Annotated in this window: 14 protein-coding genes; 10 read left to right on the top strand and 4 right to left on the bottom strand. The window is 44.9% G+C overall.

Annotated elements, in window-relative coordinates; translation table 11 throughout:
• The first annotated feature begins 143 nt into the window (after positions 1-143).
• Genes ACMXYS_RS11350 through ACMXYS_RS11340 form a run of 3 tightly spaced genes read left to right on the top strand, consistent with a single transcriptional unit; the run spans position 144 to position 5,783 of the window.
• Entirely contained in the window at positions 144-1,577 is a 1,434-nt protein-coding gene (locus tag ACMXYS_RS11350) for a Wadjet anti-phage system protein JetA family protein (RefSeq protein WP_415896566.1), read from the top strand.
• On the top strand, positions 1,567-2,343 hold the full coding sequence (locus ACMXYS_RS11345; RefSeq protein ID WP_415896565.1) for a DUF4194 domain-containing protein: 777 nt from the start codon (positions 1,567-1,569) through the stop codon (positions 2,341-2,343). Before ACMXYS_RS11350 ends, ACMXYS_RS11345 begins: the two co-directional genes overlap by 11 nt.
• Entirely contained in the window at positions 2,340-5,783 is a 3,444-nt protein-coding gene (locus tag ACMXYS_RS11340; protein WP_415896564.1) for an SbcC/MukB-like Walker B domain-containing protein, read from the top strand. Before ACMXYS_RS11345 ends, ACMXYS_RS11340 begins: the two co-directional genes overlap by 4 nt.
• Before the next feature lie 63 nt (positions 5,784-5,846).
• On the opposite strand, the gene ACMXYS_RS11335 is transcribed toward ACMXYS_RS11340, so the two are convergent.
• Positions 5,847-6,533 (bottom strand): hypothetical protein, encoded by a 687-nt coding sequence (locus ACMXYS_RS11335; RefSeq protein WP_415896563.1) that lies wholly within the window; start codon positions 6,531-6,533, stop codon positions 5,847-5,849.
• A 172-nt stretch (positions 6,534-6,705) separates the two neighbouring features.
• Between ACMXYS_RS11335 and ACMXYS_RS11330 the strand changes: the two genes are divergently transcribed.
• From ACMXYS_RS11330 to ACMXYS_RS11315, 4 genes are all read left to right on the top strand, one after another.
• Positions 6,706-7,071, top strand: a complete 366-nt coding sequence (locus tag ACMXYS_RS11330) for a hypothetical protein (protein ID WP_415881736.1) — start codon at positions 6,706-6,708, stop codon at positions 7,069-7,071.
• 30 nt (positions 7,072-7,101) lie between these two features.
• A complete protein-coding gene (locus ACMXYS_RS11325; RefSeq protein ID WP_415881735.1) occupies positions 7,102-8,454 on the top strand; it encodes a DUF3422 family protein in 1,353 nt (450 codons plus the stop codon).
• The gene (locus tag ACMXYS_RS11320; protein WP_415881734.1) at positions 8,451-8,768 is read left to right on the top strand and encodes a BolA family protein; all 318 of its coding nucleotides are present in this window, start codon (positions 8,451-8,453) and stop codon (positions 8,766-8,768) included. Before ACMXYS_RS11325 ends, ACMXYS_RS11320 begins: the two co-directional genes overlap by 4 nt.
• A 170-nt stretch (positions 8,769-8,938) precedes the next feature.
• On the top strand, positions 8,939-10,495 hold the full coding sequence (locus tag ACMXYS_RS11315) for a methyl-accepting chemotaxis protein (RefSeq protein WP_415881733.1): 1,557 nt from the start codon (positions 8,939-8,941) through the stop codon (positions 10,493-10,495).
• Positions 10,496-10,569: 74 nt separating this feature from the next.
• Here the strand turns inward: ACMXYS_RS11315 and ACMXYS_RS11310 are convergent, their stop codons facing one another.
• Positions 10,570-11,034 (bottom strand): methylated-DNA--[protein]-cysteine S-methyltransferase, encoded by a 465-nt coding sequence (locus ACMXYS_RS11310; RefSeq protein WP_415885195.1) that lies wholly within the window; start codon positions 11,032-11,034, stop codon positions 10,570-10,572.
• Between the two features lie 166 nt (positions 11,035-11,200).
• Between ACMXYS_RS11310 and ACMXYS_RS11305 the strand changes: the two genes are divergently transcribed.
• From ACMXYS_RS11305 to ACMXYS_RS11295, 3 genes are all read left to right on the top strand, one after another.
• A complete protein-coding gene (locus tag ACMXYS_RS11305) occupies positions 11,201-11,437 on the top strand; it encodes a YdcH family protein (RefSeq protein WP_415881731.1) in 237 nt (78 codons plus the stop codon).
• A gap of 126 nt (positions 11,438-11,563) precedes the next feature.
• Positions 11,564-13,342: an ABC transporter ATP-binding protein gene (locus tag ACMXYS_RS11300; RefSeq protein WP_415896562.1), complete on the top strand. Its 1,779-nt coding sequence runs from the start codon at positions 11,564-11,566 to the stop codon at positions 13,340-13,342.
• A gap of 250 nt (positions 13,343-13,592) precedes the next feature.
• Positions 13,593-14,051, top strand: a complete 459-nt coding sequence (locus tag ACMXYS_RS11295) for a glycine zipper 2TM domain-containing protein (RefSeq protein WP_415896561.1) — start codon at positions 13,593-13,595, stop codon at positions 14,049-14,051.
• Between the two features lie 81 nt (positions 14,052-14,132).
• On the opposite strand, the gene ACMXYS_RS11290 is transcribed toward ACMXYS_RS11295, so the two are convergent.
• Together ACMXYS_RS11290 and ACMXYS_RS11285 are read right to left on the bottom strand one after the other, a co-directional pair.
• Entirely contained in the window at positions 14,133-14,609 is a 477-nt protein-coding gene (locus ACMXYS_RS11290; RefSeq protein ID WP_415896560.1) for a DUF4405 domain-containing protein, read from the bottom strand.
• Between the two features lie 3 nt (positions 14,610-14,612).
• The gene (locus tag ACMXYS_RS11285; RefSeq protein WP_415896559.1) at positions 14,613-14,999 is read right to left on the bottom strand and encodes a c-type cytochrome; all 387 of its coding nucleotides are present in this window, start codon (positions 14,997-14,999) and stop codon (positions 14,613-14,615) included.
• Positions 15,000-15,061: the final 62 nt, after the last annotated feature.

Genomic DNA, 15,061 nt, shown 5'->3' with positions numbered 1-15,061 from the left:
AGAGGGAATCCAGTCTATATTCAACTACGAATATAGTGGATTTAGCCCTTATCCCTAGTCCAATTTTCCGCTAGAATCGGTTCCTATTACCTTATAAAAATAGAACCCTGTTCACGGGTTTAAAGACCGCGGATTAACGCTGAATGCTGTTTAATAAACTTCCTGATAACTTGTTTTTGCCTTTATCCGGGCAGAATCGACAGGTTTATCAGGCTGTACTTATCTCATTGGCCGACCTGTTCTTTGATGAAGATTTGGTTGACCCGTTTGTACCTAAGGATTTGGTACGTTCAACGATCGAAGGGGCGGTAATTCGTCTAGGTGTTCGTCGTTGGGAACCAGAAGAGGATGATTCTGAAGAGGATCAGCAAGAACCCCCTCGTTCAACTGCCGAATATACCAGTCGTATCTATCGTCGCTTGGTAGCTACCGGGTGGTTGGAAGAAGAGCAGCGTATCTATCGCAGTTATGTTCTGTTATCTCCTGCGAATAGCTTCCTGTTACGTACCTTGGTTTCGATTGCGAACCTAGAGAAGCGTAGTTACGGTGGTGCGGTTCTTAACGTATTGAGTTCGTTAGAATCAGCTATTAATGATCCGCAAGGGCGTGGTATTACGCTATCGGAAGCAGCTCAAACAGCAGCAGATTTCAGCGCCCACCTTACAGATATGATGCTTGGCCTGCGTGAGCTGAAGATCAATCTGTCGCAAACCAATAATCCACAAGAGATTGTTCGCAATTTCTTTGAGCGATTCGTAGAGCATATTTTGGTATCAGACTATAAAACGCTGAAAACCAAAAATAACCCGTTCCGATTCCGTCAACAGATCCTATCTCTATTACGAGAGTTACAGTTTGATACAGTCAAACTGGAAAAGTTGATTATGCACTATCAAGAGCAGTTTGAAGTTGATATCCATGATGCTGAAGCGCGTGTACATCAGCATATCAACCGCATTATCCGTATCTTCGAATCAGTCGATCAGCGTTTAGCTATCATTGACGATTTCCGCTACAAGTTGGAAAAACGTGTATCTGACACTGTTCGCTACATGGATAAAACGACGCCGGGTATGGCTTCACGTTTATCCCGTGTGATTGCTCAAATTAGTGAAAAAGATGGTCGTGAAATCCCACGTATTCAAACTTTGGATACGGTTGGTTTCCTTGCGCCGGGTAGTGTTCGTGCACCGGTTAAGCGTCGCACCATTGCAGAACCACAAGTTATTACTCGCAAAGAGATCGATCCAAAAGTTCTGCAGCTTCGCCAACTCTTTAAGGAATATAAAGAGCGTCGTGAAGTTAAAGTTGATCGTATAGAAGCGTATTTAGAGCGCCATTTGATTGGCCGTGAAAAAGTCAACGCCTCTGATTTCGAGATCAGCTCGATCGAAGATTACATCTGTTTCAGCTATGTCCGCCACCTGAAGTCATTAGGTAAGAAAGCGCGTAAGACAAGCGAACAGTATGAAATTAAATTCCAGGAAAATTACGTAAGCGTTGCCGACATGGTTGAGTGTCGTGATTTTTATATAACTAGAAAAGATCATTCAAAGGAAGTTTCAAATGCTAGGTGATCTGCAGAAAATTATCGGTCGCAGCGATCAGTATCAAGCCAGCGATTTTAGCCGTGCGGCGAATCAACTGCTGACCAATCAGTTCCTATATGCGGAGCGTCCTGGGCACCGTGAAAGCTATTTTCTAGTTGCTTCGCAAGTAGACTACTTTACGAACCTTTTCGAAGCGATCGGCTGGTCTTTTATCCATCAGCCTGATGAAGCTTATATGGGTATCATCCCTAAAGGTGAAGAGCGCTTTATGCGTTTACGCTTGGATGAATCCTTGTTGCTGCTTTGCATTCGTCAGCAGTATGAACAGCGCTTAGAAAGTTTCGAAGTGGAAGCAGGGCAGGCATACACAAGCACTGACGAACTGCTTACGGTTTATGAAAACCTAACGCGTAAAGAGATTCCAAACGAAACGCGTTTGAAAGAGATCCTTTCCTTGTTCTCTCGTCACGGTGTTATCGAACGCGGTAAGCCAGATGAGATGGAACCTAAGAATATCCCGCTTAAGATTAATCCAGTAATCCGCCAAGTTGTGGTTGAAGACTTTATTCGTCAGCTTGAAGGTCTTTGTGAGTCCAACGAGCAAGATGGTGAAGTGGTATTGGATATGGATGAAGTCGCGGAAGCAGCGGTAGAGCCTGCTGAAGAAAACAACGAAGATGTCTCAGAAACAAAAGTTGAAGCAGAAGTAGAAGCTGCTGACGAAACATCTGAAGAGCTAAACGAAGCAGTCGCTGAAACGGCAGAAGAAAAAGAAGAGGTACCAGCTGAATGAAGCAGCTAAATCGTATTATTCTGGTTAACTGGTACGTTCTTGGTGCTGTAGAGATACCGATTAAAGGTAACGTTGCGGTTGTAGGTCCAAACGGTTCTGGTAAATCATCCCTGCTGGACGCGATCCAAACAGTATTGATGGGTGGTAATAAACGTCACTTGAGCTTCAACGCATCGGCCGGTGAAAAGAGTGAGCGTAGCCTACGTACTTACTGTCTTGGTTTCCTTGATGATGACGGTAAAAAGAATACTGCACGTCATGATTCGCTTTGTTATTTGGCATTGAGCTTCTTTGATACAGAAACGGCTAAAGAGACGACGGTTGGTGTAGCGATTAGTGCATCTACTGCGTCTGCTGATGAAGATGTTCTAGGTCGTTTTATTCTTCCAGATTGCTCTGTATCCCTAGACGACTTTACCGAGAAAACAGGTGAAGGCCGTCTACCTAAAGCTTGGGATCAAGTTCGCGATCATCTCTACAAGCAGTGCCCAGATATGATTCTGGAGAAGCGTTCTAGTCGTTTTGTTCGTGAACTGGTAACGCATCTAAGTTACGACCCAGAGATGCCAAATGATGATGATAAGTTTGTTAAGAACTTTAAGAACGCGCTTAAGTTCGTGCCAATCGACAGCCCTACACGCTTTATCCGTGAGTTCGTCCTAGACGAAAATATCGTCCATGTCGGCGCATTCCGTAAGTCTCTTGATGAATACCGCGCGATGGAAACTAAGACGCGCGAAGTAGCTAACCGCATCGGTGAGCTAGAGAAGGTACAAGAGCTTTGTAACGGTATTCAGCGCAATGTGAAAAACGCTGCTGAGTACGAGTGGGTTGTTCACGAAACACGATTCGAGAATGCAGACCTTAAAAAAGAGGATGCTGCAGAACGCTTGGAAGATAACCAAGCGAAAGAGGAACAGGTACAGGTAGATCTGGAGAAGAAGAGTGAAGAGCTCAACCAGATTATGCAGAACTTGGCCGAAGCCCGTGCAGAGCTAAATACCTCTGATTCAGCTCACAAAGTTAAGGCGCTTGAGTCCTCTATCACAGCTAAAACGCACGAAGTTAATGTTGTGAAAGAGCGTATTCAGGGCGTTTATAACCTGATGCGCACTACCGTAGGTTTTGCTGAAAACAGCGAACTGCTACCTGAGAAATTCCGTCCTGTTGTAGAGCAGTGTGTCGAACAGTGGCGCTCGGGTCAGGACATTATGGCGGATCTATGGCCGCAATCTCCTGTAGAAGTTGATAACGTTTTAGAAAACCTAAAACTTCAGGTTGAAGGTGTTCGCCGTGATATCGCACGTCGTTACGAGCACTCGGTAATTCGTATCAATGAGCTACGTTCTGAAATTCAGAACCAGAAGAGTGCCGTTGAAGCGCTAAAACAAGGTCATGCTCCAGTACGTCGCAATACCCGTGAATTGATGGAATTGCTTCAAGAATACGGTATTGAGTCCACGCCGATCTGTGAACTGGCTGATATCAACGATGATAAGTGGCGTATTGCGATTGAGTCTTTCCTAGGTGCGCGCCGTGAAGCGCTAATCGTCGATCCAGATCGTGTGAAAGAAGCGATCACGCTATACCGTCGTAAAGGTCGCCACCTTAAAGGTTGCCGTATAGTTAATACGACCAAATCTGGTGACTGGCTAAACCGTTATAAAGCTGGCTCACTGGCTTATTTCATCGATACTGAAAATGATCATGCTCGTGCCTACATGAACCGTGCACTAGGCGGCGTGATGGCGGTTGAGACAGAAACCGAACTACTGCGTCACGAGCGTGCATTAACTTATGACTGCATGTTGCAGACAGAAGGTTCGACAACGGCGATCAACGAACAGCAGCCTATTATGGGTATTCGTCGTCGTTCTGACCAAGCTGCGCTACAAGGTAAGCAGGTTGATCAGCTGGTATCTGAATTTACACAACTGGGTAAAAATCACGATACATTGGAAAAACTACGTGATGCGTTAATTACGCTGAACAACGGTTTGGACAATGTAAACGAACGTGTATTCGACTTGGTTAACCAACGCGAACAGCTTGATACAGAGATCGAAGGTCAGCGTCAGGCGATCACCGATCTACGTAACCAAGATGATACAGGCGTGCAGCAGCGTATTGCTGATCTAGTAGCTGAGCAGAAGTCTACAGAACAGATGCAACGTAGCTTGATGGATAAGCTTCAGAAAGTACGTACGTCCATCATCAAAGATACGGCAGCGCTAGAAGTATTCGACCAAGAGCTAGAAGAGCACTCTACTGCACGTACTGCATGTGAAGAGAAGGGCGAGTTTGATGCGCAATCTGCGCAGGAAAAACGCGATTACCTAGATGAATCATGTTCTGGCGAACTAGAGCGTATTATCTTTGAAGCAGCGAAGAAAGCGCAGTCCGAACTGTCTCTTCACGAGAAGAAGAAAAATGCCGTACGTGATGGCGTTGCTCAATACAAAGCGAAATACCATGGCGGTGGCTTGAGCCATCAGCAGCTAGATAAAGTTACACCTGATTCTACTCATGAAGAGCTATCTGCATTTGTAGATGAAACCGTACAAGCGCTTAAAGATTCTGAGCTGGCTAACTACAGTCAGAAAGCAGAACGTGCACGTCTAGAAGCAGAAACTGCATTTAGATCTGACTTTGTTGCGCACTTGAACGATCAGATCAACAAGATCAAAGATCTTATTCGTGAGCTTAACCAGCATCTTAAAGGTCGTCCGTTCCATAAAGAGATGTACAGCTTCGATATGATGCCGAACCCAGAATTGAAAGATATTTTGGAGCTGGTAGAAGCTTATACTCAGATGGATTCAGCGAACGTTGGTTCTCTATTTGATCTGAAATTTGATAGCGATAAGCCTCATAAAGATGCACTGGCGAAGATTCACGAAGTGCTGAAAGATGAAGGCGAGAGCAGCCTGTTGCAGGATTACCGTAACTTCTACAACTTCGAATTGGTTGTAAAAGATCTCGACGGTAACCGTAAAACAACCCTCACTCAGCGTATCAAAACTGGTTCCGGTGGTGAGCACCAAGTACCGTTCTACGTGGCAATTGCTGCAGCCCAAGCTGCAACATACCGTCTACGCGAAGGTAATGATGGCAACCCTCTAGGCGGTATGAGTCTGTCTGTATTCGATGAAGCCTTCAACAAGCTGGATTCTGAGAACACAGTAACTTCACTTGGTTTCATGAGCGATCTTGGTTTGCAGACAATTATCGCCGCACCGGATGAGAAGTACTCACTACTAAGTTCTTGTATGGATACCATCATCAACGTTTGCCGTGATGGTCGTATCGTAGACTTGGATGTTGAGTTCCCAACGCTTCAAGGGCGTGAACTTCTAAACTCTGACAACCCTCTGAAAATGATGGCTGAGTTGGAAACAGAAGATCAAGATGAGCAGGAGCTTGAGCCAGAACCGGCTTAATCCTCTCGGAACAAAAAAGGCGCTTCGGCGCCTTTTTTATTGGATTGAATATATCGAAGAAAATTAGCTAGATGTTTTTAAGCGTGGCTTCGGCCAAGTAAGCTTAGGGATCAGACTGATAAATGGCTGCTTACCACGGAAGATATGCAACCGACCTTTATGTACCTGACCGATGCATTGCTCAACAGGGTCGAGCAAAATCATCATAATCGTGCTTATGCTCGGCGGCGGAGCCCCGGCATTTTGCTTACTGCCCGGTAGAGCTTTAACTTCATTTTGAAGGCTAGAGAACTGCTGATGGCTAATGAGTTTTGCCAACGACTGAGCGTCCCATATATCAGGCTGCGCCATTAAGGGCTCAAGTAAACCGAGCGTATTTGGAGATACAAGGCAGCGCTCACGGCTAAAGTACTTTCGAACACTCAGATCGGTATGCACTTTAAGCAGGGAGTTATCGCGAACATTACTGTCGAACGCCATCTGCTCCAAACCAGTCAAAATCGCATTGAGATCCCAATTACAGCCTTTAATTAAGCGCCAGACAGGTTCCATGCTGGTACGCGAACCTAGGCTGTATTTCACCGCATCATGAATCAGCGTGTCTTTAGGTAGAAGGGTGATCTTTAGAAAAGTCGTCTGGAAGTCTACCAGGCATTCAGGGCTTTCAATAAAACAGTATGGCAGTTCACGGCGGCAGAACGCCATCCACTGATCGCGCGAGTTAAGTTGTTGTAATACAGGAATAATCACAGAATTAACTCAATAAAACAGTTTCGTTCGACTAGCCAAAGGTAGTAAGCTAAAAAGCTACCTCAACAGAGGGTAAACTTCATCTCTTTACCCCTATCAGGTGATCAATCAACTGTTATGATGGGTCTAATAATTTATAGCCCGAGTATAACCAAAGCTAAGGATAAGAACCATGAAGTTGCTTAACCGTTCAGCATTTGTTGTTTTACCGCGACAGCCATTTGCAGACTGGACTAATAGTTTAGATGTAGATGCCGACGGTTTACACCAGTGCTTAACTCTAGACGAGCAGCGTAGGGAAGGCACCGTTTATCTGGTCGATGAAGTCAGCACGGAAGAGGATTTCTCCAAAGCGCTGGAATCCCATTGGCAGTCTATTTTCGAAAGCGAGCTTTCTGCATGGGATGAATTGGGTGATCATTGGCCGCGTGAAATTAGCTTTGCTAACTTTCAAGAATGGTTTGATGTCTATCCGCAAATCATGGCTTTGGATTTAGCTAAACAGCCGTTAATGATGGCAAATTTGGAAGATGTATAGCCGCGTTAGTTAAGGGCTTTTGGAGATTTTATGGAGCAGATTGTTAACCCTCATGGACTGAAAATGCACCCAATGCGGGAGCGTTTGTACAGTGAATTACACTCGCGCCCGTTCCAGGTTATTCCAAGTCCGGCTCGCATTACCCATCTAGCAGTGATGTGTAATCCTGAAGAGAGCAAACAGCAGTTTGCACACCTGCAGGAGTTGTTTAAGCATTTTGGTGTTGAGCCACCTGAAGTTGATGAACTTTGTTACCACGCGGACTTCGGTAATCTACGAGTGCGCCGTGAAAAGCACATGGAGTTCACTACTTATACCTTTATCAATACAGGTATAGAGCAGGGCGGTAACCCATTTGAAGTCACTGGACTAACACCGCTACCGGAAGGTTGGCTTGCTGACATTCCAGGTACTGTGATGTCGGCCTTCCACGTTTCTGTAGAAGATGCGCGACAAACACATGAGTTGAATCTGCCATTAGTAAAACGCTTCTTCGAAGGCATGCGCCTAGTCGGTAGTAGTCCGCAAAATGGCGATGCCCGCGTTTGGACGACCTTCCAGATGCACAGTGATGGCTTCGGTCGTTTCCTGATCTACAACAAGCAGATGAGTGATAGCCAGTTAGGTCGATTAACTCAGCGTATCATGGAGATTGAGACCTACCGTTTGATGGCATTGCTTTCATTGCCGACTGCGCGAGAGATCAATCCAACGCTTGGCGATATGGACCAAAAGCTGGCTGATATTACCGATCATCTAGCCCACAGTGGTGATATCGATGAGCAGGAATTGCTGTTCCGCCTTACCGATATGGCATCTTGGGTGGAAGACTGCAGAGCACGAGCAACCTTTAGATTCAGTGCAACGTATGCCTACCACGATCTGGTTATTAAACGCCTAGAAGAGCTGCGAGAAGATGAAGTCTCTGGTCACTTAACTATTACCGAGTTTATGACCCGTCGTTTAACTCCCGCGGTTAAAACTTGTCGTGCGACCAGTAATCGTCTTGAGGATCTATCCCGTCGTATCGACCGTGTTGCAGAGATGATGCGTACACGCGTAGAGCTATCGATCCAATCGCAAAACCAAGAGCTGTTGGCTTCTATGGATCAGCGCTCTAAAGTTCAACTAATGATGCAACATACGGTAGAAGGCCTATCCGTAGCAGCAATCAGTTACTACACTATTGGTTTAATTAAATACCTATTAGATGCCGTGTATAACTCTGGTGTAGATCTGAACAAAGATCTGATTTTAGGTATCTCGGTACCTGTTGTAATCGGCGCTGTTGCATTAACGACACGTAAAATCCATCGACACTTCTTAAAAATGGCGACAGAAGAGGTGGAAAGAATGGATGAAAGTAAAAAGAGTAAAAAATGAGTATAGAAGCGGTAATTAGAAATCGACTAGAAGATGGTCTGGCGATTGAGCATCTTGTTATAGAGAACGAGAGCCATATGCATTCTGGCCCTGCAACGGACTCTCACTTCAAAGTGACGGTTGTATCTGATGACTTTGAAGGCAAACGTAAAGTCCAGCGTCACCAGCTGATTTTTAGTTTCCTATCTGACCGGATGAACAACCCAATTCATGCACTGTCGATGCATTTGTTCACTCAACAAGAGTGGCATGATAGAGGGCAGGCGGTTGCGCCATCACCTAAATGTTTAGGTGGCTCTAAAGCAGATAAATAACAAAAGCGACTTCGGTCGCTTTTTTATTTTTGACCGACTATAAGGTCTGATGAGTTAGATCAAATTCCCTTAAAGTAGCACTATCTCTCAATAGAATAACCCTATATATTCTAATGTTAGATAATTGAAATATAAGAAAAAATAGCTATTGAGATGTAACAGGGGCTGAGATGAAAAATAACCAACCCGTCAATAATACAGAGCGTAAATTCAGTAACGATACGCCGCTGATTTCCACCACGGATTTAAAAGGCCAGATAACATTTGTAAACGATGCCTTTGTGGATATATCAGGTTTTACTCGGGATGAGTTAATTGGCCGCTCTCATAATGTTGTTCGACATCCAGATGTCCCCCCACCGGTTTTTGGCGACCTGTGGTCTAAGTTAAAAGAGAATAAGCCTTGGATCGGTATAGTTAAAAACCGTTGTAAGGATGGCTCTTACTACTGGGTAAATGCTTATGTGACTCCTATTGTGGAGTCCGGGCGAACAATCGGCTATCAATCTGTTCGAACAGTGCCTACCTCCGGTCAAGTTTCTCGCGCTAACGATGTTTATAGCCGACTGAATAACAACAGTCGTCGTATCTCGATGCATGATATGTCTATTCAGACCAAGATCATCATTATGTTGTTGTTAGCGGTGCTTATTCCTATGGGCGCAGGCTACTTCACACAGTGGTCACCGATGATCACAATGGGTGCAGGCCTAGGTGCTTTTATATTATGTGCAGGCTTGTCCTATCACTGGTTAGGCCCTCTAAGGTACCTGCAGTCCCGTGCTAAGCGTATGCTAGATTCAAAAGTACTAGAAGAGATGTACGCAAACTCAGTGAGTGAAGTGGGTTCGATCTATCTAGGTACCATGGTAGATCAGGCGCGAATCCGCTCTGCCAATGCCCGTGTTACTTATTCGGCCAAAGAGCTAAATCAGCAGGGTGAAGATACGATCGGTATTGCGCGTCAGGCCAATCAAGCGATCGAACGTCAGAGCTTAGAAATTGAAGATGTTTCAGCGCATATCCAAAACCTTTCTATTGCTATTGAAGAGGTGGCGCAGCATGCAAGAACTACTTCCGAAGAAACTAAACAAGCGACCAATACAGCCGATCAAGGTCACTCGATTGTAAAAGGTACAATCGATGCGATTCACCACCTTGCAGATAATGTTGAGCAAGCGGCTCAGCAGATTGATAGTTTGCGTCAGGCGACAGAAGAGATCGCGAGTAAGACCTCAGTAATCTCCGAGATAGCCGATCAAACCAACCTGTTGGCATTGAACGCCGCAATCGAAGCGGCGCGTGCCGGTGAGCAGGGACGTGGATTCGCCGTTGTGGCGGATGAAGTACGAGAGCTAGCTAAACGTACTCAGCTTTCTACTAAAGAGATCGATACCACGATCGCAGAGCTTCAGGGCGAAGCCGCTCAGGCGATGTCGATGATGGAGAAAAGTCAGGACTCAGCAAAAGGCTGTGTTGATAAAGCCGGTGAAGCGGGTTCTGCGCTGCAAGAGATTATGGCGGGTGTAGGTAGCATTGATGATATGAGTACCATGATCGCCGCTGCATCCTCTCAGCAAAGTAATGCTGCGGAAGAATTAAAGCAAAACATCATGTCTATTCAGGAAGCGGCGCAAGTTGCTCAGTTGGCTGCTCAAGCCACAGAGCGATCCTCTGTAGATCTTGCAGATACCTCAAAAACCATTGTTCAGAGTGTGAGTGTTTAAGCTCTATCCGAATTGAAAAAGGCTGCATCTGCAACCTTTTTTGTGTCTCTAATTTTGGCCTAATCAAGGATTGGTCAGATCAGGTCTTTAGTTTCCAAATTTAACAGATAGCTCTTATTCTCAAGTCCGCCTGCGTAGCCTGTTAAATTACCATTACTGCCCAATACACGATGACAAGGGATAATAATGGGGATCGGGTTGCGATTGTTTGCCATCCCAATAGCTCTAGCGGCTTTCGGGTTGCCTATCTTCTTAGCGACTTCACCATAGCTACAGGTCTTACCGTAAGGGATATCGTTTAACGCATTCCATACTGATTGTTGAAACTTTGTGCCATTAGGCGCGAGTGGAACATCAAACCTTACGCGCTTCCCTGCAAAGTATTCGCTTAGTTCAGAGACACACTGGTTGGTTAATGCGTTACCCAAAAGTTCGGGCACTGTTTCATTATCTTGCAGGAAATGAATTGAGGTAATAGCACTGTTGTTGGCTTTAATAAGCAGAGAGCCCAAGGCGGTGTTCATAATTGCTGCATACATTGTCTTATCCTCCGCTTCAGGGAACCAATATTTAGGACTTGTTCGTTGGTTCTATATTTCTTTTTATAGTTTGGAACCTGTATTGATGTCCGTCAATGCTTTGTGGTCATCAGAGGAGGAGACTGAAGTCAAAGAGATAAGAAAGAAAGATTAAGGGGAACATCAAATGCCTATTGAACATCATGATTTGATTCACGAATTTCCAGAGCACCGTGACCGTATTCACAATCTAAAAATGGAAGATGCACATTTTGCTCGCTTATTCGATGAGTACCATCAGGTGACAAAAGATGTTGAGCGAATGGAATCTGAGGTTGAGCCGGTATGCACTCAAACTGAAGAAGCAGCCAAGTTTAAGCGCCTTAAGTTAAAAGATAAGCTTTACAAAATGCTACAAGCATAACCGCTAAGCCTAATTAGAAAACCCGCAGACATTGCGGGTTTTTTTTTGATTTAATTATTCTAATCCAGAACACAATTTAGCGAGTACAATTTAGTTATTACTGAGTTTGCGTAAAAAGGATCGTTTGTGAAGCCGTACTACAGTTGGCGCTATATCTTAAAGGTGGCATCTGAGCATAAAACGGAGCTAATTAAAGCGAACATTATCGCTTTTTTTGCCGCTTTGGTTTCTGTTCCGCTACCACTGTTTATGCCATTGTTGGTTGATGAAGTTCTGTTAGATCAACCTGGGTTTATTGTCGAAACTGTCGGCCCTATGTTCCCATCTGAATGGCATGGGCCGGTGCTGTTTATCGGTGTGATTCTGTTTGTCACACTGTTTTTGCGTTTAGTCGCCCTGATGATGAACGTTTGGCAGGCGCGCCAATTCAGCATTATCTCTAAAGATGTCACTTATCGGATTCGGGTTGGCTTATTAGAGCGGCTTAAAAAGATCTCAATGGCCGCATACGAAACTGTCGGCAGCGGTGCGGTTTCCTCTCACTTTGTGACCGATCTAGATACTGTAGATCGCTTTATCGGTAGCTCGCTCAGTCGTTTGCTGATTGCATCCCTATCTATCTTAGGTACTGCCATTATTTTGCTGTGGATGCACTGGCAACTTGCGCTGTTTATCTTATTTCTTAATCCCGTAGTGATCTATTTCACTACCATGGTTGCTAAACGGGTTAAGCACCTTAAAGGTCAGGAAAATAAAGCGTTTGAGGTGTTCCAGTCGGCATTAACCGAAACCTTGGACAATATCCAACAACTGCGTGCCTGTAACCGCGAACAGCATTATCTCAAAGGGCTGATCGCAGAAGCCAAAACCGTACGTGATCATTCAACTGCGTTTGAGTGGAAAAGCGATGCGGCCAATCGCTTAAGCTTTGTCTTGTTCATGATCGGCGTTGATCTCTTTAGAGCGGTTTCAATGCTAATGGTGGTTTTCTCCGATCTGACCATCGGTGAGATGATGGCTGTGTTTGGCTACCTCTGGTTTATGATGGCGCCAGTGCAAGAGATTTTAGGCATCCAATACAGTTATTACGCTGCTAAAGCCGCTCTGCAGCGGATCAACAATTTGGCAGATTTTAAAGAAGAACCGCAGTACCCGGCCAAGGTTAATCCATTTGAAGGCAAGAAGACTGTCGCGGTTAAATTACAAGATATTCACTTCAGTTATGAAACCGGTGTCGAGGTACTCAAAGGCGTCTCGGTGGATATCCCTGCAGGGCAAAAGATTGCTTTAGTGGGAGCCAGTGGCGGCGGTAAATCAACCTTAGTACAGGGACTGTTGGGTTTATACCCCATCGAGAAAGGGGAGATGTTCTTTGATGGTGTATCGATCAAAGAGATCGGACTGGCTTGCGTTCGAGATAACGTTGCAACCGTACTCCAGCATCCTGCTCTGTTTAACGGTTCGATTCGTAGCAATCTGACGATGGGTAAAAGCTATTCAGATGAAGAGCTTTGGAATGCCTTAGATGTAGCCCAGCTAAAACCCTTTGTTGAGTCTCTAGAGCAACAATTAGATACGCAGGTTGGGCGGCAGGGCGTAAGGCTCTCCGGAGGGCAGCGACAACGTATCGCTATTGCTCGGATGCTGTTAAGTGACCCTAAAGTTGTCGTATTAGACGAGGCAACCTCGGCATTGGATGCAGAGACCGAGTTGAATTTGCATCAGGCGTTAAAGAGCTTTCTAAAAGATCGCACTACCATCATCGTGGCTCACCGTTTAAGTGCAGTAAAACAAGCCGATCATGTCTATGTGTTTGAAGATGGCAAAATCTGCGAGCAGGGCAATCATTCGGAGTTGCTACAAAGTAATGGCCTCTACTCTAGGCTCTATGGTGAATATCAATAAACGCTTCAACTGAGTTGGTTCATCTTAGGTAAATGCTCAAGGTGTAAGCTCAGTAATTAATATTTATGGGTCGGCGTGGATCGAATCTGGCTAAAGGCTGTCTATAGGGATAATCAAATATGGATGGACAGGCTCGAGTAGGCTATAAAACGGTTTCAGGGTATTAATTGCTAAAATGTAATTGATAGTAGAAAGGGATTTTGGCCCGAACAAATCATCTGATATGAAGATCAGGTAAGAGGATACACCTATGAGTAAGTATGCAGTTGTTGTGACAATGCTATGTGCGCTAACACTAAGTGGTTGTGTAAGTAATTTAAGCGGTACAACCTATTCGCGTAGTGAAGCACGCCAAGTTCAGCAAGTTCAGTACGGTGTTGTGCAATCTGCCATTCCTGTAGTTATTGAAGGAACCGCTGGTGTAGTCGGTGGTGCTACAGGTGCTGTAGTGGGTGGCATCGCAGCCAGCAATGTTGGTGGTGGCAGCGGTAAAGATATCGCAACGGTATTAGGTGCAGTTGCTGGTGGTGTCGCAGGTAAAAAAGCAGAAGAGATGCTAACACGTGCACAAGGACAGGAGATCACTGTGCGCTTAGACAATGGCAATATGGTATCTATCGTTCAAGAGATGGACGGTGGACCAGCCTTCGCAGCAGGCGATCGTGTAAGGGTGCTAACCCGTGCAGGTACTGCTCGCGTGACTTACTAAGCCTAAGTTAGCTCTCATTTAAAAAGCCCTTGCTGATTAGCAGGGGCTTTTTTGATTGTATCGTCTCGAATACAGTATTCACTATGGACTGACCAGAAGCTCTAGTATGTCATGGACATCTCTATCGTGAAGTTGAGCAATTTCATACAGTGATTGCTCAGGTTTCAATTCAGTTATCCCGATAGTTGTTAGTCTGACTAAAAATTCTTCATGGCTTATATCGAGTATAGGAAGAAGAGTAGAGCTCTCTATATCGGTTAAAAGCTGGAAGGATGCTTTTGCTGCATAGAGATCATTAAAAGAAACAGCATAGAGTGAGATCCCGCTTAAAACTGAAACGATGATAATGAGCAGAGGCGTACTGGCAAAGCACTTTATAAAAGGCCGTTTATTGGCATAAATATGAAATGAGCTAGCGACTACGAATAACAGGCTCATCCATTCGTGAGTGGCGCGAATACCGCCTGAGGAAAGCTCGAACAACATCAGTACGCCAGTGATTGATGCAATAAAGAATGAGCCGATTGTCAAAGGCGTGTAGATTTGTCTGGAATGCATAACCTAAGACTCGGCTTCATTGATGTGAACAATGTAACCAAAAATATCGTTTATTTGTTCTACCGTTAGAGCTCCTCTAAATGCCGGCATAACCCCATCTTGGCTTATATCTCCATCCAAAACTGAATTAATTAATTCAGCCTTAAAGCTGAAAGGGTCGGTCAATTCCTGATAGATATTGTCGGGCTTGATAGCGATCGCTTTCGACATGATTCCATCCCCCAGCCCCTTTTCTCCATGGCATGCAGCGCAATTTACATTGAAGGCTAATTCGCCTTTAGAGATGTTCGGTGGGCCGTATAGAGAAACGCTGAAATCTTTCATGTAATAGAATTCAGCAAAAGCTAGGCCTGTAAGGCCTATTAGCAGTAACAGCTCTTTTTTGGTCATGAGTTTCAACGCCTTGGAAGAAATAGTTCTATGTTTAGATGACGCCATATGCTGGCAATAAG

The organism is Neptuniibacter sp. QD57_21 (assembly GCF_047778075.1).
In the GTDB taxonomy this organism is placed as follows: domain Bacteria; phylum Pseudomonadota; class Gammaproteobacteria; order Pseudomonadales; family Balneatricaceae; genus Neptuniibacter.
Note: the sequence above shows the minus strand (reverse complement) of the source record. Positions and strands in the feature narration are given on the sequence as shown.

Excerpts from the sequence above, each read along its gene's own strand:
- ACMXYS_RS11285 (WP_415896559.1), bottom strand. The coding sequence starts at position 14,999 with ATGACCAAAAAAGAGCTGTTACTGCTAATAGGCCTTACAGGCCTAGCT.
- ACMXYS_RS11290 (WP_415896560.1), bottom strand. The coding sequence starts at position 14,609 with ATGCATTCCAGACAAATCTACACGCCTTTGACAATCGGCTCATTCTTT.
- ACMXYS_RS11315 (WP_415881733.1), top strand. The coding sequence starts at position 8,939 with ATGAAAAATAACCAACCCGTCAATAATACAGAGCGTAAATTCAGTAAC.
- ACMXYS_RS11330 (WP_415881736.1), top strand. The coding sequence starts at position 6,706 with ATGAAGTTGCTTAACCGTTCAGCATTTGTTGTTTTACCGCGACAGCCA.
- ACMXYS_RS11310 (WP_415885195.1), bottom strand. The coding sequence starts at position 11,034 with ATGTATGCAGCAATTATGAACACCGCCTTGGGCTCTCTGCTTATTAAA.
- ACMXYS_RS11295 (WP_415896561.1), top strand. The coding sequence starts at position 13,593 with ATGAGTAAGTATGCAGTTGTTGTGACAATGCTATGTGCGCTAACACTA.
- ACMXYS_RS11345 (WP_415896565.1), top strand. The coding sequence starts at position 1,567 with ATGCTAGGTGATCTGCAGAAAATTATCGGTCGCAGCGATCAGTATCAA.
- ACMXYS_RS11350 (WP_415896566.1), top strand. The coding sequence starts at position 144 with ATGCTGTTTAATAAACTTCCTGATAACTTGTTTTTGCCTTTATCCGGG.
- ACMXYS_RS11340 (WP_415896564.1), top strand. The coding sequence starts at position 2,340 with ATGAAGCAGCTAAATCGTATTATTCTGGTTAACTGGTACGTTCTTGGT.
- ACMXYS_RS11325 (WP_415881735.1), top strand. The coding sequence starts at position 7,102 with ATGGAGCAGATTGTTAACCCTCATGGACTGAAAATGCACCCAATGCGG.
- ACMXYS_RS11305 (WP_415881731.1), top strand. The coding sequence starts at position 11,201 with ATGCCTATTGAACATCATGATTTGATTCACGAATTTCCAGAGCACCGT.
- ACMXYS_RS11320 (WP_415881734.1), top strand. The coding sequence starts at position 8,451 with ATGAGTATAGAAGCGGTAATTAGAAATCGACTAGAAGATGGTCTGGCG.